Origin of the sequence: Vibrio sp. PID17_43 (assembly GCF_002608565.1) — a bacterium.
Classification (GTDB): Bacteria; Pseudomonadota; Gammaproteobacteria; order Enterobacterales; family Vibrionaceae; genus Vibrio.
Genome location: NZ_LIXM01000014.1, coordinates 86,125 through 104,407, shown reverse-complemented (window position 1 = coordinate 104,407; position 18,283 = coordinate 86,125). Strand labels below are relative to the sequence as shown.

Genomic DNA, 18,283 nt, shown 5'->3' with positions numbered 1-18,283 from the left:
ATCCATTAATAATGCACGGAGCTAATTGCCCACGGCTTGCACAATTCTGATCTGTTTTTCGTCCGGTATTTCTTGATAAGACAGTACGCGGAGGTTAGGTATTGTGTTCTTAACAAACTTCGCCAGTGTGGAACGCAATACACCAGAGGTTAGCAGAACAGCAGGTTCACCTCTCAATTCTTGTTCCTGTGTTGCTTGGCTCAGAGAGGACTGAAGTCGCTCTGCCAGTCCCGGCTCAATCCCCGCGGACTCCCCCCCTGACGCCTGCATAGTCTGATGCAATATTTGTTCCAGCTCAGGGATAAGCGTAATCACTGGCAACTCAGGCTCTATGCCATTGATTTCCTGAACAATTAAGCGTTTCAAACTGATACGCGCCGCAGCGGTGAGAATGTCAGCTTCTTGACTCTTGCTTGAATATTCAGCCAACGTCTGCACGATAGTTCGAATATCGCGAATTGGGATCGCTTCGTTAAGCAAATTCTGTAGTACTTTAACGACCACACCAAGAGGCAACTGATCAGGAATGAAGCTCTCCACCAGTTTTGGCGCACTACGGCCTAACATTTCCATTAGATTTTGTACTTCTTCATGACCTAGTAATTGGGAAGCATTATTGGTCAGTAACTGGCTCAAATGAGTGGCCAATACCGTAGAAGAGTCCACGACGGTATAACCCAGTGCCTGCGCATGCTCACGCTGCTCCTCACGAATCCAAACGGCTTCGAGTCCAAACGCAGGGTCTATGGTTGGCTCACCTTCAATCATCCCGTACACCTGGCCTGGGTTAATCGCAAGCTCTTGGTCTGGGCGGATTTCCGCCTCACCCACTGCCACCCCCATCAAGGTGATTCGATAACTGTTTGGTGTAAGTTCTAGGTTGTCACGAATATGAACAGCTGGGATCAGGAAACCAAAGTCTTGCGACAGTTTTTTACGCACACCTTTTACGCGCTCAAGCAATTCGCCACCTTGATCTCGATCCACCAAAGGAATCAAACGATAACCCACTTCTAGGCCGATAATATCAACCGGTTGAACATCATCCCATGAGAGTTCACGTTGAGAAATCGGCTCACTGCCATCTTCTGCCTTAGCGGGCAGTGCCGGCTCTTTTGCTCTCTGCTTCCGTTTTTTGTCTAACCAATAAGCAGCGCCACCCGCAACGGCAGCGAGCGATAAGAAAGAAAAATGTGGCATGCCCGGTACGATGCCCATTACACCAAGAATAATGGCGGTGATCATTAGCGCTTTCGGGTTGTCGAACATCTGGAAAATCAGCTGTTCACCCATGTCTTCATCAGTATTTTGGCGCGTTACCATCATTGCCGCAGCAATAGAGAGCAATAATGATGGGATTTGTGCCACCAAACCGTCACCGATGGTCAACAAGGTGTAGATTTGCATCGCTTCAGAAAAACCCAAACCATATTGAACCATACCGATAGACAAGCCACCGATGATGTTAATAAACAGGATCAAGATACCGGCGATAGCGTCACCTTTTACGAATTTGGACGCACCATCCATGGAGCCGTAAAAGTCTGCTTCTTTAGTCACTTCAAAACGACGTAAACGCGCTTGCTCTTGGTCGATCAAACCAGCGTTCAAATCCGCGTCGATCGCCATCTGCTTACCCGGTAAGGCGTCCAAGGTAAAGCGAGCACTTACCTCAGAAATACGACCCGCACCTTTGGTAACGACCATGAAGTTAATGATCATCAAGATAAGGAACACCACCAGACCGACAGCGTAGTTACCGCCAATAACGACGCTACCAAACGCTTCAATAACGTTACCCGCAGCGTTGCCCCCTTCATGACCGTGAAGTAATACCACACGTGTCGACGCCACGTTTAGCGCCAGACGCAACAATGTCGCGATCAGAAGGACAGTCGGGAAAGCCGCAAAGTCGAGCGGACGACGAGTGTAAACCGTGACCAACAACACGACCATGGCGAGTGCGATGTTGAAGGTGAAAAACAGATCGAGCAGAAATGCAGGTATAGGCAGAACCACCATCGCAAGGGTGGCCAAAACCATAACAGGCGCACCAATCGCCGGCATGGAGCGCTGAGGAATTTTTGGTAATTTATCTGCAAATGGCAGGCTTAACTTCATACTGCGGGGTGTCTCAATCGGTCAGGAAGCGTCTTTCAACATGCTGATGATCTTTCTACATGCTGGCATAAATACTACGCAACGGCTTTAGTCAAATTTAGCTATTGTTATTGATTCCTGTTGTTTAAGCAATCTGTGTACCACATTCAACGCCAAAATAATGACTAATCACTCAAATACCCCTCAACCCTATGAGCTTATACATTTTTTTTCGCTCGGAACCACTGTCATCGTCGTCGCGTTCATTAGTGACGGTGCTCAGGAGGAATGGGAAATTCATAGTCCTGGATTTTTGGTCGCTGACCACCCCGTTTACGATATTGTTTAAGCTGAAAAACAAACGCTAATACTTGCGCGACGGCGGTGAATAGCCCATCGGGAATTTGCTGTTCGAGATCTGTGGTGTAATAAAGCGCACGAGCCAATGGAGGAGCAGGGACAATCGTGATGTCATGTTCCCGTGCTACCTCTCGAATCTTCATTGCCATATGGTCGGTCCCTTTGGCAATGACGATGGGCGCGCGATCGGTTTTCTGTTTATAGCGTAACGCCACTGAGAAGTGCTCAGGGTTGGTGACGATAACATCGGCTTGCGGGACGTCGGCCATCATGCGACGCTGAGCGGCTTCTCTTTGCAACATACGAATACGACCTTTCACCTCCGGCTTACCTTCGGTTTCCTTGTATTCATCTTTGATCTCTTGCTTGGTCATTTTTAACTGATCAGCGTGTTGCCAGATCTGAAAGGGAATATCGATCGCGACGACAATCAATAGCGAACAGCTGATCAGCAAAATGAAGTTAAGCAGAATATCGAGGGCGTGAAAGATGTTTTGTGGGTACACATCCATACTAAGCTGAAATAAATCGGCCTGCGATGCTTGGATCAGGTAAATGGCCACACCAGTGACCAGTGCCACTTTTAAAATTGACTTTACAAGTTCAACCCAACTCTGCATGCCTACCATACGCTTTAATCCACTGAGAGGATTCATCTTCGACAATTTAGGCATCGCCGCTTCGACTGAAAAGCTGATCCCACCTAACCCTGCCGCACCAACAATAGCAGCGACAAACAAAGTGACAAGAATTAAGAATAACGGAAATAACAAGTCAAGCAACGCGCCACTAGCAATATCGAACAGCTTATAGGTATCGAATATCTCATCCCTTTGCAGATCAAATAGACGGCTCATGATAGAGAACAACGCGCGTGCTAGTGACTCGCCAAACCACATTAACGCGACAGCCCCTACAATCAATACTGATGCGGATGCGAGCTCTTTTGAGCGAGCAACTTGCCCCTTCTCTCTTGCCTGTTGTAACCGTCTGGGTGTGGCTTCTTCGGTGCGTTCCTGACCGTCTGACTCTGCCAAACCAGCCTCCTAACAATCTAAGCGAATGAGCCGGCAAATCTGCGCCTCACCCACTGACCAAAACATTTCATAATGACTGTATAAACCAGCCAGAATGTACCAACAAAGTAATAAACCCACCATCAGAGCAAATGCAAAACCGAGAGAAAAGATGTTCAACTGAGGAGCTGCACGGGTCATGACACCAAATGACAAGTTAATGGTCAGTAGCGCAATAATACCCGACAACGACATACTCAATGCCGTTTTAAACATGATGCCTAACCACCCCGCCATTTCACGAAAATCGACCGAATTTAACGAACCAGAGCCTATTGGTAGGGTTTTAAAACTGAACACCACCAATTGCAGCATCTTAAGGTGCCCATCGGTCGCTAGGAAGAACATGGTGGCTAGGAACATAAACAACTGGCCCAGTACCGGCGTACTTTGACCATTCGCAGGATCAACCATTGACGCAAAACCGATACTTGACTGCATACCGAGGATTTGACCTAGCAATACAAAGGTTTGGATCATGAACTGCGTCACCATTCCCATGGCAACACCAATGATAATTTGCTCGGCGATGGTCATAAAGCCACGAAACGAGAGCAATTCAATATCTTGTGGAACAGCAGGAATGGCAGGCATCACGGCAAACGTGATCGCAAGACCAAGATAGAGGCGAATTCGAGGCGAGACAAAACGCGCTCCGGTTACCGTCATCACCATCAACATCGCGGAGATGCGCGCATAAGGCCAGAAATAGTTGGCGATCCAGTCTAAGACAACCCCGGTTGGATACTCCATTATCGCCCCTAGTACAGCACTTGAGGCAGACGCTCAATCAAGCCATAGAAGTAGTCCATCATCATTTGCGTCATCATATGGCCAAACAGCATCAACGCGAGTAAGGTCACGATCAAACGCGGTAAAAAGCTCAGCGTTTGTTCATTAATAGAGGTCGCCGCTTGAAATACGGCCACAATAAGACCAATAAGCAAACTTGGGATAATAATGGCACAAACCATGATAAGCACCATCCACAGTGCCTCACGGAAAAGATCGACAAACATTTCAGGAGTCATGTCCTACCCTCTTCTCTCTGTGCCATCTAAAGGGCAAAACTGCCGGCGAGTGTCGACAATATTAGATTCCAACCATCCACTAGTACAAACAGCATGAGTTTAAATGGTAGCGATACGATCATCGGAGACAGCATCATCATACCCATTGCCATCAATACTGAAGCGACCACTAAGTCGATGATTAAAAATGGCAGAAATAGCATAAAGCCAATCTGAAACGCGGTTTTCAACTCAGAAGTAATAAAGGCCGGGATCAGCACTGCCATCGACACATCTTCTGGGTTGCTCACCTGCTCGCCCGACATATTGACAAAGGTTTCCAAATCTTTAATACGCGTTTGTTTCAGCATGAACGCTTTCATCGGCGCTTGTGCTGCATCAAAAGCCTGGCGTGCCGTCACTTGCTCATTTAAGTACGGCTCAACCGCTTGCTCATTTATCTCGTTTAGAACCGGTGACATGACGAAAAAAGTCAAGAAAAGTGCAATGCCAATGATCACCTGATTTGACGGCGTTTGCTGCAGACCCATCGCCTGACGTAAAATCGACATCACCACGACGATGCGCGTGAACGAAGTCATCAAAATCACCATCGCAGGCAAGAAACCTAGCATGGTCATTAACGCTAAGATCTGTAGCGTCACCGAATAATCTTCACTGCCATCTGGATTGGTGGTCATGGTAAAGGCTGGGATACCACTACCATTGCTGACAGACATCGAACGGCTTGCGCCTTTGTCACTCTGCATTGCCTGTACAGTCACACTATCACCTGCTGCCAAGTTTGAAGGCAACGTCGGTTCTTCTGCCTGAGCAAACGAAAGAGATGACAGCAGCATGCCTACCAGCAGTATCAAGCTGGTGAAAAGCCGACGGATCGAATTATCCTTGATCATGTTTTTTTATCAGTTGGCTAAAGTGACTGGCGAAAGCGCTGCTTGCTAACGCTTCCTCTTTTAGTGGCGTTTCAAGCTTAGCTAGGGTTTGGATAGATTGACTGGTAATCCCCACCAAAAACTGCTCCTCGCCCACTTGGACAACCGCAATACGTTCTTTAGTACCCACAGGCAATTGACTGACAATACGCAAACCTTTTTGCTGTCCCATTGTCGGTACTTGCATGCGTTTAAGCAGCCAAGCCAGCAATAAGATCACACCAATCACCAGTACTAATGAGCCAAGAGTCGTCGCGAGATCTAGATTACTTGGTGCGGCCGCAAATGCATAAGGAGCACTTAGCATTAAGCTCAGTGCTCCTGTGATTTGCTTCAATCTCGGTTTAATTGAACGGCTCATATTAACGCAACTTTTTGATGCGTTCAGTTTGGCTGATCACGTCGGTTAGACGAATACCAAATTTATCGTTGACGACAACCACTTCGCCGTGCGCGATCAACGTGCCGTTAACCAATACGTCCAATGATTCACCCGCTAAACGATCTAACTCCACGACTGAACCTTGGTTCAATTGCAGTAAGTTACGAATGCTAATTTGTGAACGGCCCACTTCCATAGAGATGGTTACTGGGATATCCATAATGGTGTCGAGTTTACGACGCTCATCATCAGTGATTGGACTTGAGGTATCTTTTAGCTCTTCCAGTGGCGCTGCCAATACTTCATCTACGTTAATAGAAGGCGCTGACGGGTCTTCTCCAAGAGCGGCTGCCCATTCGTCTGCAAGCTTTTGATCGTCACTTAGTTCCATTTTAATGTCCTGTGTTAAACCTATTCGCGCCGTTATAGTCCAGTTTCAAACCATTGAACCCGGAGGCGCGTAACTTCAGTAAAGTATTTTTAGTCGTCAGTATCGTCGTCGTTCTCAAGTTCAGACATGATGTCTTTATTCAAAAACGCTAAATCGGTTTTTACTACATTCGGGCGTTCGATTTCTTGAGAAATCTGTACTGCCATTTTGTCTTCAGAGCGACCCATTTTCACTCGGTATGTCGGTAAATCCTCAATGAACATGGTTGCGTGTTCAGGCATCTCAATCGGGATCACATCGCCCGGTTGCAACTCCATCAAATCACGAAGAGAGATGTTTTTCTCTAGCAAATTCACACGGAAGTTTACTGGGCAATCCATGATTTCTTCACGCAGTGCTGAGCTCCAGCGCACATCGGTTTCCATCTTGTCCGACTGTACACCCGCATCAAGCAGTTCACGGATGGGTTCCACCATTGAGTACGGCATCACCACGTGGAAATCGCCGCCGCCGCCATCCACTTCAATATGGAACGAACTCACAACGATCACCTCTGTCGGGCTCACGATGTTTGCCATACTTGGGTTCACTTCTGAATCTAAGTACTCGAACTCAACCCCCATTACTGGAGACCACGCTTCTTTATAATCTTCAAAAACAATCTTCAGCAGTAACTGAATAATGCGTCGTTCGGTTGGGGTAAATTCACGCCCTTCAATCTTGGCGTGGAATCGGCCATCGCCCCCAAAGAAGTTCTCTACCAGAATAAAAACCAAACGCGCTTCCATGGTGATTAACGTCGTGCCTTTAAGCGGACGGAAACGCACCATGTTCAAACTCGTTGGAACGTATAGGGTGTTTTGGTATTCACCAAATTTCATCATCTGTACGCCGTTAATCGACACTTCAGCCGTTTTGCGTAACATGTTAAACAGGCTAATACGCAAATGTCGTGCAAAACGCTCGTTAATAAGTTCGAGCGTTGGCATGCGGCCACGTACAATCCTGTCTTGAGACGAGAAATCGAAGCTGACAGCACCTTCGATGTCGTTATCTATGGAGTCGTCAATGTCATCAACATCATCAACCCCGTGTAGCAGCGCATCAATCTCGTCTTGGCTTAATAGATCGGTCACGTTATACCTATTGAATTACAAAATCTGTAAACAGCACTTTTTCAATGACTGGCTTGCCTACGGCCACGTTCAGCGCCGCTTTAATGTCGTCAGACGCACGGTCACGCAGCTCAACACGGCCAGAAGGAGAGCGTAGTTGCTCAACAGTGGCCGAGGCAAAGGTTGACAGCAATGAACTTTCGATAAGAGGAGAGTGGTAACGAGCAAGCTGCTCATTCTCACTACCACGCACCATTAGCTGTGCTTGGATTTGCACTAGTCTATCACGACGGTCACCCGTCACATTGAAAATAAAGGGCTGTGGAATATTCACATAAGCAATGGGGGCAGCTGCCGTTGCAGCTTGTGCTTGCTGGGCATATTCTCTTTGCGCTAGCTCGTCAGAACCCATGAAAAAGAATGCCGCTGCACCACCGCCAACAAGCAATACGACCACTGCGATAATGATGATCAGTAGCTTACTTTTTCCTTTAGGAGCATCGGCTCCTTGTCGCTGTTCTTCTGCCATTCCTGCCTCTTTTTCTTACTACTTAACCTAAGTTGAGGTTATTTATTATCATTTCAGGCTGCTATTCTATGCGTAGAAACTAATTCCATCACGCTTTGACGCCACATTCAAATCAAGATTCACATCACCATCAACGTTATCATCTGACGTTTGCGAAAGCTCTCGACTTAATGCCCCCTGACCGTTCTGCTCAGACGTCGTATGTCGTTCTTGTTGCTGACCACTGCTTTGCTGCTGAACGGAAGACTCTGCTAACTGCATCCCCTGCTGAGCAAGCATTTCTCTCAGACGTGGCATGGTTTGTTCAATGATCTCGCGAGCTTGAGGGTTTGTCACCGTAAAGTGCACGTTAGCCAAATCATTATTCATGGTCATGCGGATCTGCATACGCCCAAGTTCCGGCGGATCAAGACGGATATCGAGATTTTTCAAATTCTTTGACATCATCATCTGCACTTTTTCCGCCATTTGTTCATTGGCCAACTCTTTGGTCAACTGTAATGGGAGCTGTGCTTGCTGCGCCGCATCAATGCGAGCTTGTTGAGTCGCATTCACACCTTGATGGCTCGCTGCCGCTTGAATTTGCCCAGCAAAACCATGCTGTGGCTCATTCTTATCTTGCTTATTCACAGCGGCTTTAAGTGCGCTCGCCGTTAAACCGGCATTCATCACCGTCTTGCTTAATTCAGCATTAGCCTGAGCCGTAGGATTCGTATTTGCGGTCAGTAGCGCATCCGGTGTAGATGACACCGCTACTTTATCTGAATTGAGTGGGACTTGCGCTGCCGTTGGCTTCACTTCTGAATGGTTAGCCTGCTGTGCCATCGACATTGAAACCCCTTGTCGTGCCGTGTTCACTTGAGCTGCATGCTGCTCAGACAGCGCCACTTTTCCGTCACTAGGCAAGGCAACAAGCTGTGCCAAATCTTGCTCTGGTATATCCGCGACGACCAAGCCCGATCGCAAACCATCAATCACTTCAAGCTCCTGCTGAGAAAGCGGCTGGCCTTGAGCTAATTTATTATCAATGACTTCTAGCGTATCTAAAGAGATACGTGTCACAGCGCCCGCTTCCGTCATTGCTTGGGTCTGTGCAGCTTGTGTACTTGATGAATTCCAATCAATATGGGCTGTCACGTTAGCTTTTGTTTCACTAACCCCTTCACCTAGGTCAACCGACTTGGCTGAAGATGCCTCATTTTCAGAACCTGCAATACCCTGCTGAACATCTTGCGCCTTAACATCTGTCTGAACGGGCAATTCGGTGACTGGATGCTGGTTCAATGCTTGTTCTTCGTTACCAGACTGAGCGGCAGAAATGCCGTTGGCGATTGCATCAACTTGCCCAGGCAATCCTTTGCCGCCTTCTAACGAAGTGCTATTCGAATTCAATGTTTGGTTGGCCGTTTGGATTCGCCCCAATAACTGCTGACCTTCATCCATCGCGCTTTCAACCTCGCGCCCCTTCACAGAGGCAATGTCGGTTTCGGTGACCGGTTTCATGCTGGTTGGTGAATTGGAAACAACCGCTTCTTCAAGTGAGTCTTCAGCCGACGTGGCCTTCACTTCCCCTTGAGTCAATAACTCATCCGTCGTGACTTTTTCTTGGCTCTCGCTTTCTAGCTCAGCAGGCTTTTCTGTTTGTTGCGAATCCGTAAACGCTCCGGCTAAAGTTTCCAAAAAACCGTTGTTTGCCGGGTTGTCTGTCGCCGCCATGGTAGCCGACTCAACTGTCGAAGCCTTATTGGTCGCTGAAATATTTGGCAAATTCACATTCATATAGAAGCTCTCGTCGTCAGCGTGTTACGTTGCACTGTCGAATTCCGCATCAGTGGCAAGATTGAGTTTATGAGGTAAAAATGCAAAAATCACGCCAATGTGAAGCGTGACTTTTCTGACGACCGCCACTAATCATGGTGTGCTCAGGCCAGAGCAATGGGATTAAAACTGGATTTTTTGGCGACTATAGAGCAGCGTCGAGAATTCATCCATCTGCTTTTGCTCTTTTTTTGCTTCGGCTTGCTGCTTCTCTTTGGCGCGCTTTTCTATCATCCATTCGTAAGACATGCGCTCTTTACGCATATTCAACCAATAGTCTTGACAGTTTTGGACTTGGTTTTTGAAATGGCTTTCGGCTTGTTTCTGCTTAGAAAGTGTTTCATCTAACTGAGTAAGAAACCGATTTAAATGACCATATTGGCTTGCCGTTAATCCCGCCATTCCTCGGTCAACCAATTGATGGCAGTAATCAAGGCGGTATTTTTCGATCTGCTCAACTTGACGGTAGTAATCCTCTAGTTCGGTTCGCGCTTTGTTAAGGGCTAATACCGCTTGGTCTTCTCGTTCTTTCGACTGCTCAAGCAGAAACTCCATGGCGTTTTCCATACGCTATTACCCACCCAAAATGCTTTTTAGCATGTTGACACACATGTCGTATGGCACCGATTCTTTCATGCGCTGTTGCAAGTAATCGTCTAACCTCGGTTTTAACGTAAATGCACTGTCGATAGCCGGATCGGTACCTGGCTTATAGGCTCCAATCGAGACCAAATCTTGGTTTTTACGACAAATCGACAATACCTGACGCACCGCTTTCGACATTAACACGTGCTCTTCTGTGGTGATTTGCGGCATAACACGACTGACCGACTTTTCAACATCAATCGCGGGGTAATGACCTGCATCAGCCATTTCACGCGACAACACGATGTGACCGTCGAGAATCGCGCGGGATGCATCCGCAATCGGGTCCTGAAGATCGTCACCCTCGGTTAGTACGGTGAAAAATGCCGTGATCGAGCCTTGCTCTGGACTGCCGTTACCCGCACGCTCCACCAGCGCTGGTAACTTAGCAAATACCGATGGCGGATAACCTTTCGTTGCAGGCGGTTCACCCACTGATAAGGCAATTTCACGTTGCGCTTGAGCAAAGCGGGTGAGTGAATCCATCAATAATAAAACATCTAAGCCTTGGTCACGGAAATACTCAGCGATGGTCAGTGCTGTCTGGCAACCTTTTAAACGCATCAAAGGGGAAGCATCTGCTGGTGCGGCGACAACAACGGAACGACGACGTCCATCTTCACCCAAAATATCTTCAATGAACTCTTTAACTTCTCGTCCACGTTCACCAATCAAGCCCACCACGACCACCTGCGCGGTAGTGCCTCGAGTCATCATGCCTAATGTGACCGATTTACCCACACCAGAGCCGGCAAAAAGGCCGATACGCTGGCCTTTACCCACCGTGAGCAAACCGTTGATCGCTTTTAACCCCACATCCAAAGGTTCAGAAATCGGTTTACGCGACAACGGATTTATCGGGTCTGCGTTAAAAGACGCGCGATGCTCAGTGTAGATGGGGCCGAGGCCATCGAGTGGATTCCCTACACCATCAATGACGCGGCCAAGCAGTTCCATCCCAACGGGCAATCCCGCTTCGCTGGTCAAAGGTGTCACTTTTGCACCTGGGAGAATGCCCGTGATCTGTTCACTCGGCATCAAGAATAGGTTATCACCGGAAAAGCCCACCACTTCCGCTTCCATATGACCGGACATAGTTTCAACTAAACACAAACTGCCAATCGGTGCGCGACAGCCCGTCGCCTCTAGCGTCAAGCCGACTACACGCACTAGCTTGCCAGACGCAACGGGACGCGTGGTTAAGCCTTCTACTTTGTAGTTTTTTAAACGGTCGGCTAAGGCTTGCATCGGTTACTCGCTCCCTTGATGGCGGTTTGCGCCACAGAAGCTGTTTAGCACGCTTTTCACGCGCTCTTCCATGCGATAGTTAATACTCGATTCACCGGCCGAAATTTGTAAATCGCCACGATTCAGTGCTGGCTCTGCAACCAATGTCCAGTTACGACAATCAAGCTCTTCTTGACCATAAGCCGAACGGATAATCGCAACATCATCTGGATTTAAATGCAGCGTAATTGGGTGGCCAGAGATTGGCAACGCTTCGACCGATTGCTTCACCGTATCGAGAATAATCTGAGGGTTGGTCTGCACTTCGACATGCACGACTTCTTTAACGAGACAGAGCACCATGTCCACCAGTTGCTTTTCTACCTGAGCATTCATCAGCTCCAAAGGTTGTGCAAACTGGTTAGCAAGATTCAAAAATGTCTCTACTTGCTGCTGGATATACTCTTGCCCCGCTGTTACTCCTTCTGTCTTACCCTGCTCTAAACCTTCAGCGTGACCGGCCTGTATGCCTTCTTCTTTGCCTTTGTCGTATCCCTGCTTGAACCCCGCTTCTTGCCCTTGATATAAGCCTTCTTGATAAGCGCCTTGCTTAATCAGTTCGATTTGCTCTTCCGTGAGTTCAAGAGGTTGTTCTTCTTCCGGTTCATCGAAATTCGGCACCCAACCAGGGTCGTAGTTAAACGCAGTTTCTTTGGCTTGTTTCGCTTTTGGCTCACCGTAATCTGGCAAACCCCAGCGTTGCGGTTCGATCATCGCATCATCTTCATCAGGACGGATAAATCCACGTTTTCTATCGCCAACCATGATTAGTCTACCGTTTGCTTGTTATAACAGAGGGAAATCAGCGCTCTTCAATACAATGAAAAGCGCTAAGGAGGATTATAAGAATTCGTCTGCGCCGCCAGACAACATGAGGTCGCCAGCGTCTGCCATACGACGAGCAATGGCTAGAATTTCTTTCTGAGCCGCTTCTACATCGGCCACACGAACTGGTGGCATCGCTTCGATATCGTCGCGCATCATCTCAGCAGCACGCTTAGACATGTTCCTCAAGACTTTCTCACGTAGTGATTCATCCGCACCTTTAAGTGCACGTTGTAGAATGTCTTGTGGCACGTCACGCAGCAACTTCTGAATACCCTGATCGTCCACTTCGATCAAGTTATCGAAGACAAACATCAAATCTTGAATTTGTGTCGCCATGTCTTCGTCTTGATCGCGGATTTGATCCATCAAGATACCTTCGACGTTGTTGTCTAGGTAATTCATAATTTCTGCTGCTGCCTTCAGGCCGCCAATCTTAGCCGCTTGAGCCCCCGCTTGACCAGCAAACTGTTTTTCCATGATTTCGTTCAGCTCTGCTAGAGCAGATGGCTGAACTTCTTCTAGGTTGGCAATACGCATCATCAAATCCAGACGCACACGCTCCGGAAACTGAGAAAGGATTTCTGCCGACTGGTCGGCCTCCAAATAGGACAAGACAATGGTCTGAATTTGCGGGTGTTCGTTAACAATGATGCTCGCCACTTGACGTGGGTCCATCCATTTTAATGAGTCTAGGCCTTTGGAACCGGTACCCAATAGAATTTGGTCAACTAAGTTATTTGCTTTGTCTTCACCTAGGGCTGCGATAAGTGTATTACGCATAAAGTCTTCGCTGCCCATACCAATGTTAGTGTATTTCTGGATGTCTTCCAAAAATGCACGATGCACCGCCGAAACTTTGTCTTGGCTAAGATCTTTCGCCTTTGCCATTGCGCTACCCACACGCTGAACCTGTTTGGGCTCTAGATGGCGTATGATACCTGCCGCATCTTGCTCATTCAGACTCAATAGCAAAATCGCCGCTTTCTCGTCTCCCGTAATGGTTGATGCATCAAAGTCTACCGGCAGACCCACGCCGTTATCATTTTGCGCTACGATATCGTTAGCCATTGTCATTCATCCAGTTTTTCACTACTTGTGCGGCAAGTTCAGGCTCATTGGCAACAAGCGCTCGCACCGCTTTCAATACATCTTCATCTTTATGAAGGTTCGGCAGATCAATGCTTGAGCCAAATTCAAACAATTCACTACTTTCAATGTCACTACCAATTAAGCTGGTTTCACCATTCGCACCAATTGGCAGACCATCTGGCCCGTAGATTTCGTCTTCATCGCCACTTGCTGGGTTAAGCAGTTTTTTCAGCGCCGGACGAACCAGAACAAGAACGACGACGATGATCACCAACGCACTCGCAAACCAGCGAACCCAGTCATTGAAGTTCGGGTGCTCCCAAATTGGTGGGTCGATCATCTGCTCCATTTCAGGTTCAGCAAATTTCACACTCAATACGTTAAGCAAATCGCCACGGGTTTGATCAAAGCCAACCGCACCAATAAGCACCTGACGAATCGCATTAATTTCAGACTCTGACATTGCTGTATGCGTCACTTCCCCCGTATCAGGGTTCACTTGACGATGCTCTTTTATCGCAACAGATACGGTTTGGCGCGCCACGGTTCCCGTCTGTTTGCGTTCATGGCTAATGGTGGTATCGAGTTCAAAATTGCGTGTGGATTCTTTACGCACCGAGCCTTGCCCCAAAACCGAGCCATCTTTCATCTGTGCCACATCTTGTGGAATCGATGCATCCGCAGGCGGTTGGTTGCTCAACGCGCCAGGGATGCCCGCAACCATATTGCCGTTGTTGTAATCTTCTAGCGCGTATTCACTTCGCGTTGCTGGTGTATTTGGATCGAAGCGCTTACGCGTTTGCTCTACCGCACTGAAATCCATCTGAATATCGACTTGCGCAGTGTAGTTACCAAAACCAAGAATAGGCAAAAGAACGGAATCAATTTTTTCACGTAGCGCCTGTTCTTGGCTGCGTTCTAGCTCTTGCTCTTTACGACGAGCGGCAGAAGCAGGATCTTGCGAACCTGAGCTAAGCAAACGGCCGTGTTGATCTGTCACGGTGATACGTGATGTCTTCATGCCCGGGACGGCACTGGCCACCATATCAACAATCGAATCCACTTCTTGTTGCTTTAGGTTTGCCCCAGTAGACAAGGTTAAGAATACCGACGCCGATGCTTCTTGGTTGTGACGTACGAAAACACTGTGTTTTGGCAAAGCCAGTAACACTCGTGCTTTCCGCACTTGTTTCATCTCTTCGATGGCCTGAGCAAGTTGTCGCTCACGACTCAGCTTAAGTCGCTCTTGCTCCAGGCGCTGCGACACGCCAAAGCCCATGTCTTGTAGCAGAATGTCATCGCCCGCTTCGGTCGCTTTATTGACGCCTGCGCGCACCATGCCAAGCTTGATCGAGTTGTATTCACTCGACTCAACTGACACATTATTACCGTCAAGCTTGTAGTTGATTTTTTGCTGATCGAGATAATCTAGCACGGGGATCAGTTCTTCGGTCTCGTATACGCCAAGAGGGCGCATTTCAGGCTCTTTAACCCAGAAGAACAACATCACGATTAATGCAACACAAATAGAGATAGACAACACGAGTACGACTTGTCGAAGTAAGTCGAGATCACCCACGGCCATATCAAATTTTGATGCACTGCGTTCTTCAAGATCTGGATTTTGGCTCTCCATATCCAGATCGGAATTCGCAATCAATGTACCGTCAGAGCCACCACCGGTGACGGTTAAATCTGTAGACTTGTCTGCCACTCTTATTACCTAAATTACACCGGCATGTTCATGAGGTCTTTGTAGGCCTCGACGAGCTTATTGCGGATTTGAACAGTGGCTTCGAAAGCAACACTAGATTTGTTACGTGCGATCATCACATCAGACAGGGAAACATCGGCATCGCCTCGGTCAAAGCGCGTTTGGAGATCGCCCGATGATTTTTGCAGTGAGTTAACGTTATTGATAGCTTTAGTTAGGAGATCACCAAAATCTTCGCCAACTTTTGCACCGGTTGCAGTAGGAGCGGTACTCGCCGCATCTACCATCATGGCGCGCATTTCTGCTTGAATACCATCAACTTTCATTATCACCTCTAAGCCAAATGTTTGACTATAAATAAAACCTAATTTTGACACAGCAATTACTGTGCCATAAGACAATAGTGTTATAGTGTACCCACACTTTTGTCTTATGGCTATGCGTGTGGCTACTACGCTGGAATATCGACACCGGCGTCACGCATTTTGGCCAGTTTATAACGCAGTGTTCGCGGACTGATCCCTAGCTTCTCCGCCATCTCTTTGCGACGGCCATTACATTCGATCAGCGTTTCAAGAATGATGGCGTACTCTTGATCACGCAGTTCACCACCAAGCCCTTCACTGCCCGCTGCAACACGGCTAACTGATGACTCCACCATTGCCACGGGTTTGACATCAGGCACCAGTGTCTCAGCATTCTGTACAACGTATTGCAGGCTGTTTGCGTCTTGCCAATCTACACCTTCTAGCAAAATGTGTTCTGCATCAATGTCACCGTTTTCACTTAAAATCAATGCACGCTGAACCACGTTATCCAGTTCACGGACGTTACCCGGCCATGTGTATTGCAGCAGCTTATCTAACGCAATCGCTGAGAACTGAGGTACTGGCATTCCCATCTTGCTGCAATGACGCTCAGCGAGATGTTTGGCAAGCGGCGTGATGTCGCCTTTACGCTCACACAACGCTGGCCATGAGATTGGGAAAACATTCAGACGATAGTACAAGTCCTCTCGGAAATTACCTTGCGAGACATATTGCTTAAGATCGCGGTTACTGGTCGCTAACACGCGTACATCCAGTTTGATGCTCTTGCGACTACCAAGGCGCTCCACTTCACGTTCTTGCAATACGCGTAGAAGCTTCGCTTGTAGGCTAAGATCCATTTCACTGATTTCATCCAACAAGATCGTGCCGCCCTGAGCTTGCTCAAATTTACCCGGACACGCTTGTACCGCGCCAGTAAATGCCCCTTTTTCATAACCAAATAAGGTCGCTTCCAACATGTTGTCAGGAATCGCAGCACAGTTGATGGCAACGAACGGGCCACCTTTACGGTTAGAAGCGTTGTGGATATAACGCGACATTACCTCTTTACCCGAGCCGCTCGGTCCCAAGATCATCACGTTAGCATCAGTACGTGCGACTTTATCTGCCAGAGCAAGCAAGCGCAGGCTTTTTTCATCGGCCACGATGGCATCACCATTATCGTCACTCTTAATTGGTGCATAACGGCTTACCATGTTCAGCAACACTTCTGGTGCAAATGGTTTCGCCATGTAATCAATCGCACCTTCTTTCATGGCCGAAACCGCATCTTCGATATTGGCGTATGCCGTCATCAGCAACACGGGCAGATTTGGCCAATTCTGTTTGATATTACGTAACAGCGCTAAGCCGCCCATCCCTGCCATTTGTACATCAGAAACGACGATGTCCACCGTGTTCGACTTCAGTTTCACCAAAGCGTCTTCGGCACAATCCGCTTCTAACCACTCATACCCTGCCAGAGCCAGAGTATCCACTAGGGCTTCACGAAGACCTTCATCGTCTTCTACGATCAGCACTTTGCTTTGCGCCATTATGATTCTCCAGTATCTGCTTGCACTCGCTCTAGCGGAATGCACATGGTAAAGCAGGCTCCATCGCCCTGCTCTGAAATAAGTTCCAATCGACCGTCATGGGCACGGCAGACCATTTGAACCACAGCGAGTCCCAATCCAGTACCTTGAGAACGGGTGGTAAAAAATGGCTCCATAATTTTGGCTTGCAGTTCTTTTGGTACGCCCGGGCCGCTGTCTTGTACAGAAATACGCAACTCATCATTTACCGGACGGAAAAAGACATCAATTTGAGATTCTTTGCCAGACATCTGAATCGCGTTCATCACTAAGTTGCTCAGCGCTGAAGCAATGGCGTTGGCGTTGCCCAACAATTCAGTTTGCTCTTCTTCAACTTCTAGGCAGTAATCGATGTGGTTGTTCTTCAGCGCGGCTTCTACCATTGGCTGATATTCCGCCACAAGCTGGGCAATGTTAAATGGTTTAATGACTTTATTATCACCACCTTTGGCAAAAAGCAGCATATCATTCACCTGCTTTTCCAAATCGTGCAGTCGATCCATTAATTTGCTTTGAAATCGATCTTTTGTTGTCGGTGGAAGATTTGGCGCGCCTAAATTAGAGGCATAAAGCATTGCACTCGATAGTGGCGTTCTTACTTGGTGAGCCAATGATGCCACCATACGCCCCAATGAGGACAAACGTTGCAAGTCACTGACTCGTGCTTGCAATAGACGCGTTTCCGTTAAATCCGTGATGAGGATAAGCTGGCCCGTTGTCGACGCGGATATCGCCAAACGCACTTTGCGACCATTGCGCAGTGAAACTTCGTGGCCGTCATCCTCACGCGGATCAAAAGCCGCTTGAATAATGGTGAACCATTTCTCGTTGACCAGTGGAATCTCAAGAATTCGATGCGCTTCTGGATTCGCTTCACGCACAACACCATGCGTATCAAGCAAAATCACACCAGCAGGCATCACATCCAAGACTTGCTTGTAACGCTCTACTTGACTCTCTACTGAATCTAAATGGGATTGGTTGGTGTTATTGTCCATTAACTGCCTATCGAAATGTCGCCATTAAAAAACAAACAGCTTGGCAAGCAATTAGCGTACCAAGCTATTTTTAATATTTATC

The 18,283-nt window shown here is 47.8% G+C and carries 18 protein-coding genes; all 18 read right to left on the bottom strand.

Annotation, left to right across the window (positions count from 1 at the left end; translation table 11 throughout):
• Nucleotides 1-21: 21 nt before the first annotated feature.
• Complete coding sequence (flhA, locus tag AK965_RS11695) at nucleotides 22-2,121, bottom strand: flagellar biosynthesis protein FlhA (RefSeq protein ID WP_099079780.1); 2,100 nt, start codon at nucleotides 2,119-2,121, stop codon at nucleotides 22-24.
• A 245-nt stretch (nucleotides 2,122-2,366) separates the two neighbouring features.
• The gene (gene flhB, locus AK965_RS11690; protein ID WP_099079779.1) at nucleotides 2,367-3,497 is read right to left on the bottom strand and encodes a flagellar biosynthesis protein FlhB; all 1,131 of its coding nucleotides are present in this window, start codon (nucleotides 3,495-3,497) and stop codon (nucleotides 2,367-2,369) included.
• Nucleotides 3,498-3,506: 9 nt separating this feature from the next.
• Nucleotides 3,507-4,289, bottom strand: coding sequence for a flagellar biosynthetic protein FliR (fliR, locus tag AK965_RS11685; RefSeq protein ID WP_099079778.1), 783 nt, complete (start codon nucleotides 4,287-4,289; stop codon nucleotides 3,507-3,509).
• Between the two features lie 8 nt (nucleotides 4,290-4,297).
• Nucleotides 4,298-4,567: a flagellar biosynthesis protein FliQ gene (fliQ, locus tag AK965_RS11680; protein WP_099079777.1), complete on the bottom strand. Its 270-nt coding sequence runs from the start codon at nucleotides 4,565-4,567 to the stop codon at nucleotides 4,298-4,300.
• Nucleotides 4,568-4,593: 26 nt separating this feature from the next.
• Nucleotides 4,594-5,463, bottom strand: a complete 870-nt coding sequence (fliP, locus tag AK965_RS11675) for a flagellar type III secretion system pore protein FliP (RefSeq protein ID WP_099079776.1) — start codon at nucleotides 5,461-5,463, stop codon at nucleotides 4,594-4,596.
• Entirely contained in the window at nucleotides 5,450-5,863 is a 414-nt protein-coding gene (gene fliO, locus AK965_RS11670) for a flagellar biosynthetic protein FliO (protein ID WP_099079775.1), read from the bottom strand. Before fliO ends, fliP begins: the two co-directional genes overlap by 14 nt.
• A 1-nt stretch (nucleotide 5,864) precedes the next feature.
• The gene (gene fliN, locus AK965_RS11665) at nucleotides 5,865-6,275 is read right to left on the bottom strand and encodes a flagellar motor switch protein FliN (RefSeq protein ID WP_099079774.1); all 411 of its coding nucleotides are present in this window, start codon (nucleotides 6,273-6,275) and stop codon (nucleotides 5,865-5,867) included.
• Between the two features lie 89 nt (nucleotides 6,276-6,364).
• Complete coding sequence (gene fliM / locus AK965_RS11660; protein ID WP_099079773.1) at nucleotides 6,365-7,411, bottom strand: flagellar motor switch protein FliM; 1,047 nt, start codon at nucleotides 7,409-7,411, stop codon at nucleotides 6,365-6,367.
• 7 nt (nucleotides 7,412-7,418) lie between these two features.
• Nucleotides 7,419-7,919 (bottom strand): flagellar basal body-associated protein FliL, encoded by a 501-nt coding sequence (gene fliL, locus AK965_RS11655; protein WP_099079772.1) that lies wholly within the window; start codon nucleotides 7,917-7,919, stop codon nucleotides 7,419-7,421.
• A 66-nt stretch (nucleotides 7,920-7,985) separates the two neighbouring features.
• A complete protein-coding gene (locus tag AK965_RS11650) occupies nucleotides 7,986-9,698 on the bottom strand; it encodes a flagellar hook-length control protein FliK (protein WP_099079771.1) in 1,713 nt (570 codons plus the stop codon).
• Between the two features lie 162 nt (nucleotides 9,699-9,860).
• Entirely contained in the window at nucleotides 9,861-10,304 is a 444-nt protein-coding gene (fliJ, locus tag AK965_RS11645; RefSeq protein WP_099079770.1) for a flagellar export protein FliJ, read from the bottom strand.
• A gap of 6 nt (nucleotides 10,305-10,310) precedes the next feature.
• A complete protein-coding gene (gene fliI, locus AK965_RS11640) occupies nucleotides 10,311-11,630 on the bottom strand; it encodes a flagellar protein export ATPase FliI (RefSeq protein WP_099079769.1) in 1,320 nt (439 codons plus the stop codon).
• Nucleotides 11,631-11,633: 3 nt separating this feature from the next.
• The gene (gene fliH, locus AK965_RS11635; protein WP_099079768.1) at nucleotides 11,634-12,434 is read right to left on the bottom strand and encodes a flagellar assembly protein FliH; all 801 of its coding nucleotides are present in this window, start codon (nucleotides 12,432-12,434) and stop codon (nucleotides 11,634-11,636) included.
• 75 nt (nucleotides 12,435-12,509) lie between these two features.
• Entirely contained in the window at nucleotides 12,510-13,565 is a 1,056-nt protein-coding gene (fliG, locus tag AK965_RS11630) for a flagellar motor switch protein FliG (RefSeq protein ID WP_099079767.1), read from the bottom strand.
• Entirely contained in the window at nucleotides 13,558-15,300 is a 1,743-nt protein-coding gene (gene fliF, locus AK965_RS11625) for a flagellar basal-body MS-ring/collar protein FliF (protein ID WP_099079766.1), read from the bottom strand. The genes fliG and fliF overlap by 8 nt, the downstream gene beginning before the upstream one ends.
• Nucleotides 15,301-15,314: 14 nt before the next feature.
• On the bottom strand, nucleotides 15,315-15,626 hold the full coding sequence (gene fliE / locus AK965_RS11620) for a flagellar hook-basal body complex protein FliE (RefSeq protein WP_099079765.1): 312 nt from the start codon (nucleotides 15,624-15,626) through the stop codon (nucleotides 15,315-15,317).
• Between the two features lie 125 nt (nucleotides 15,627-15,751).
• On the bottom strand, nucleotides 15,752-17,164 hold the full coding sequence (locus AK965_RS11615) for a sigma-54 dependent transcriptional regulator (RefSeq protein WP_099079764.1): 1,413 nt from the start codon (nucleotides 17,162-17,164) through the stop codon (nucleotides 15,752-15,754).
• Nucleotides 17,164-18,201 (bottom strand): PAS domain-containing sensor histidine kinase, encoded by a 1,038-nt coding sequence (locus AK965_RS11610; RefSeq protein WP_099079763.1) that lies wholly within the window; start codon nucleotides 18,199-18,201, stop codon nucleotides 17,164-17,166. The genes AK965_RS11615 and AK965_RS11610 overlap by 1 nt, the downstream gene beginning before the upstream one ends.
• Nucleotides 18,202-18,283: the final 82 nt, after the last annotated feature.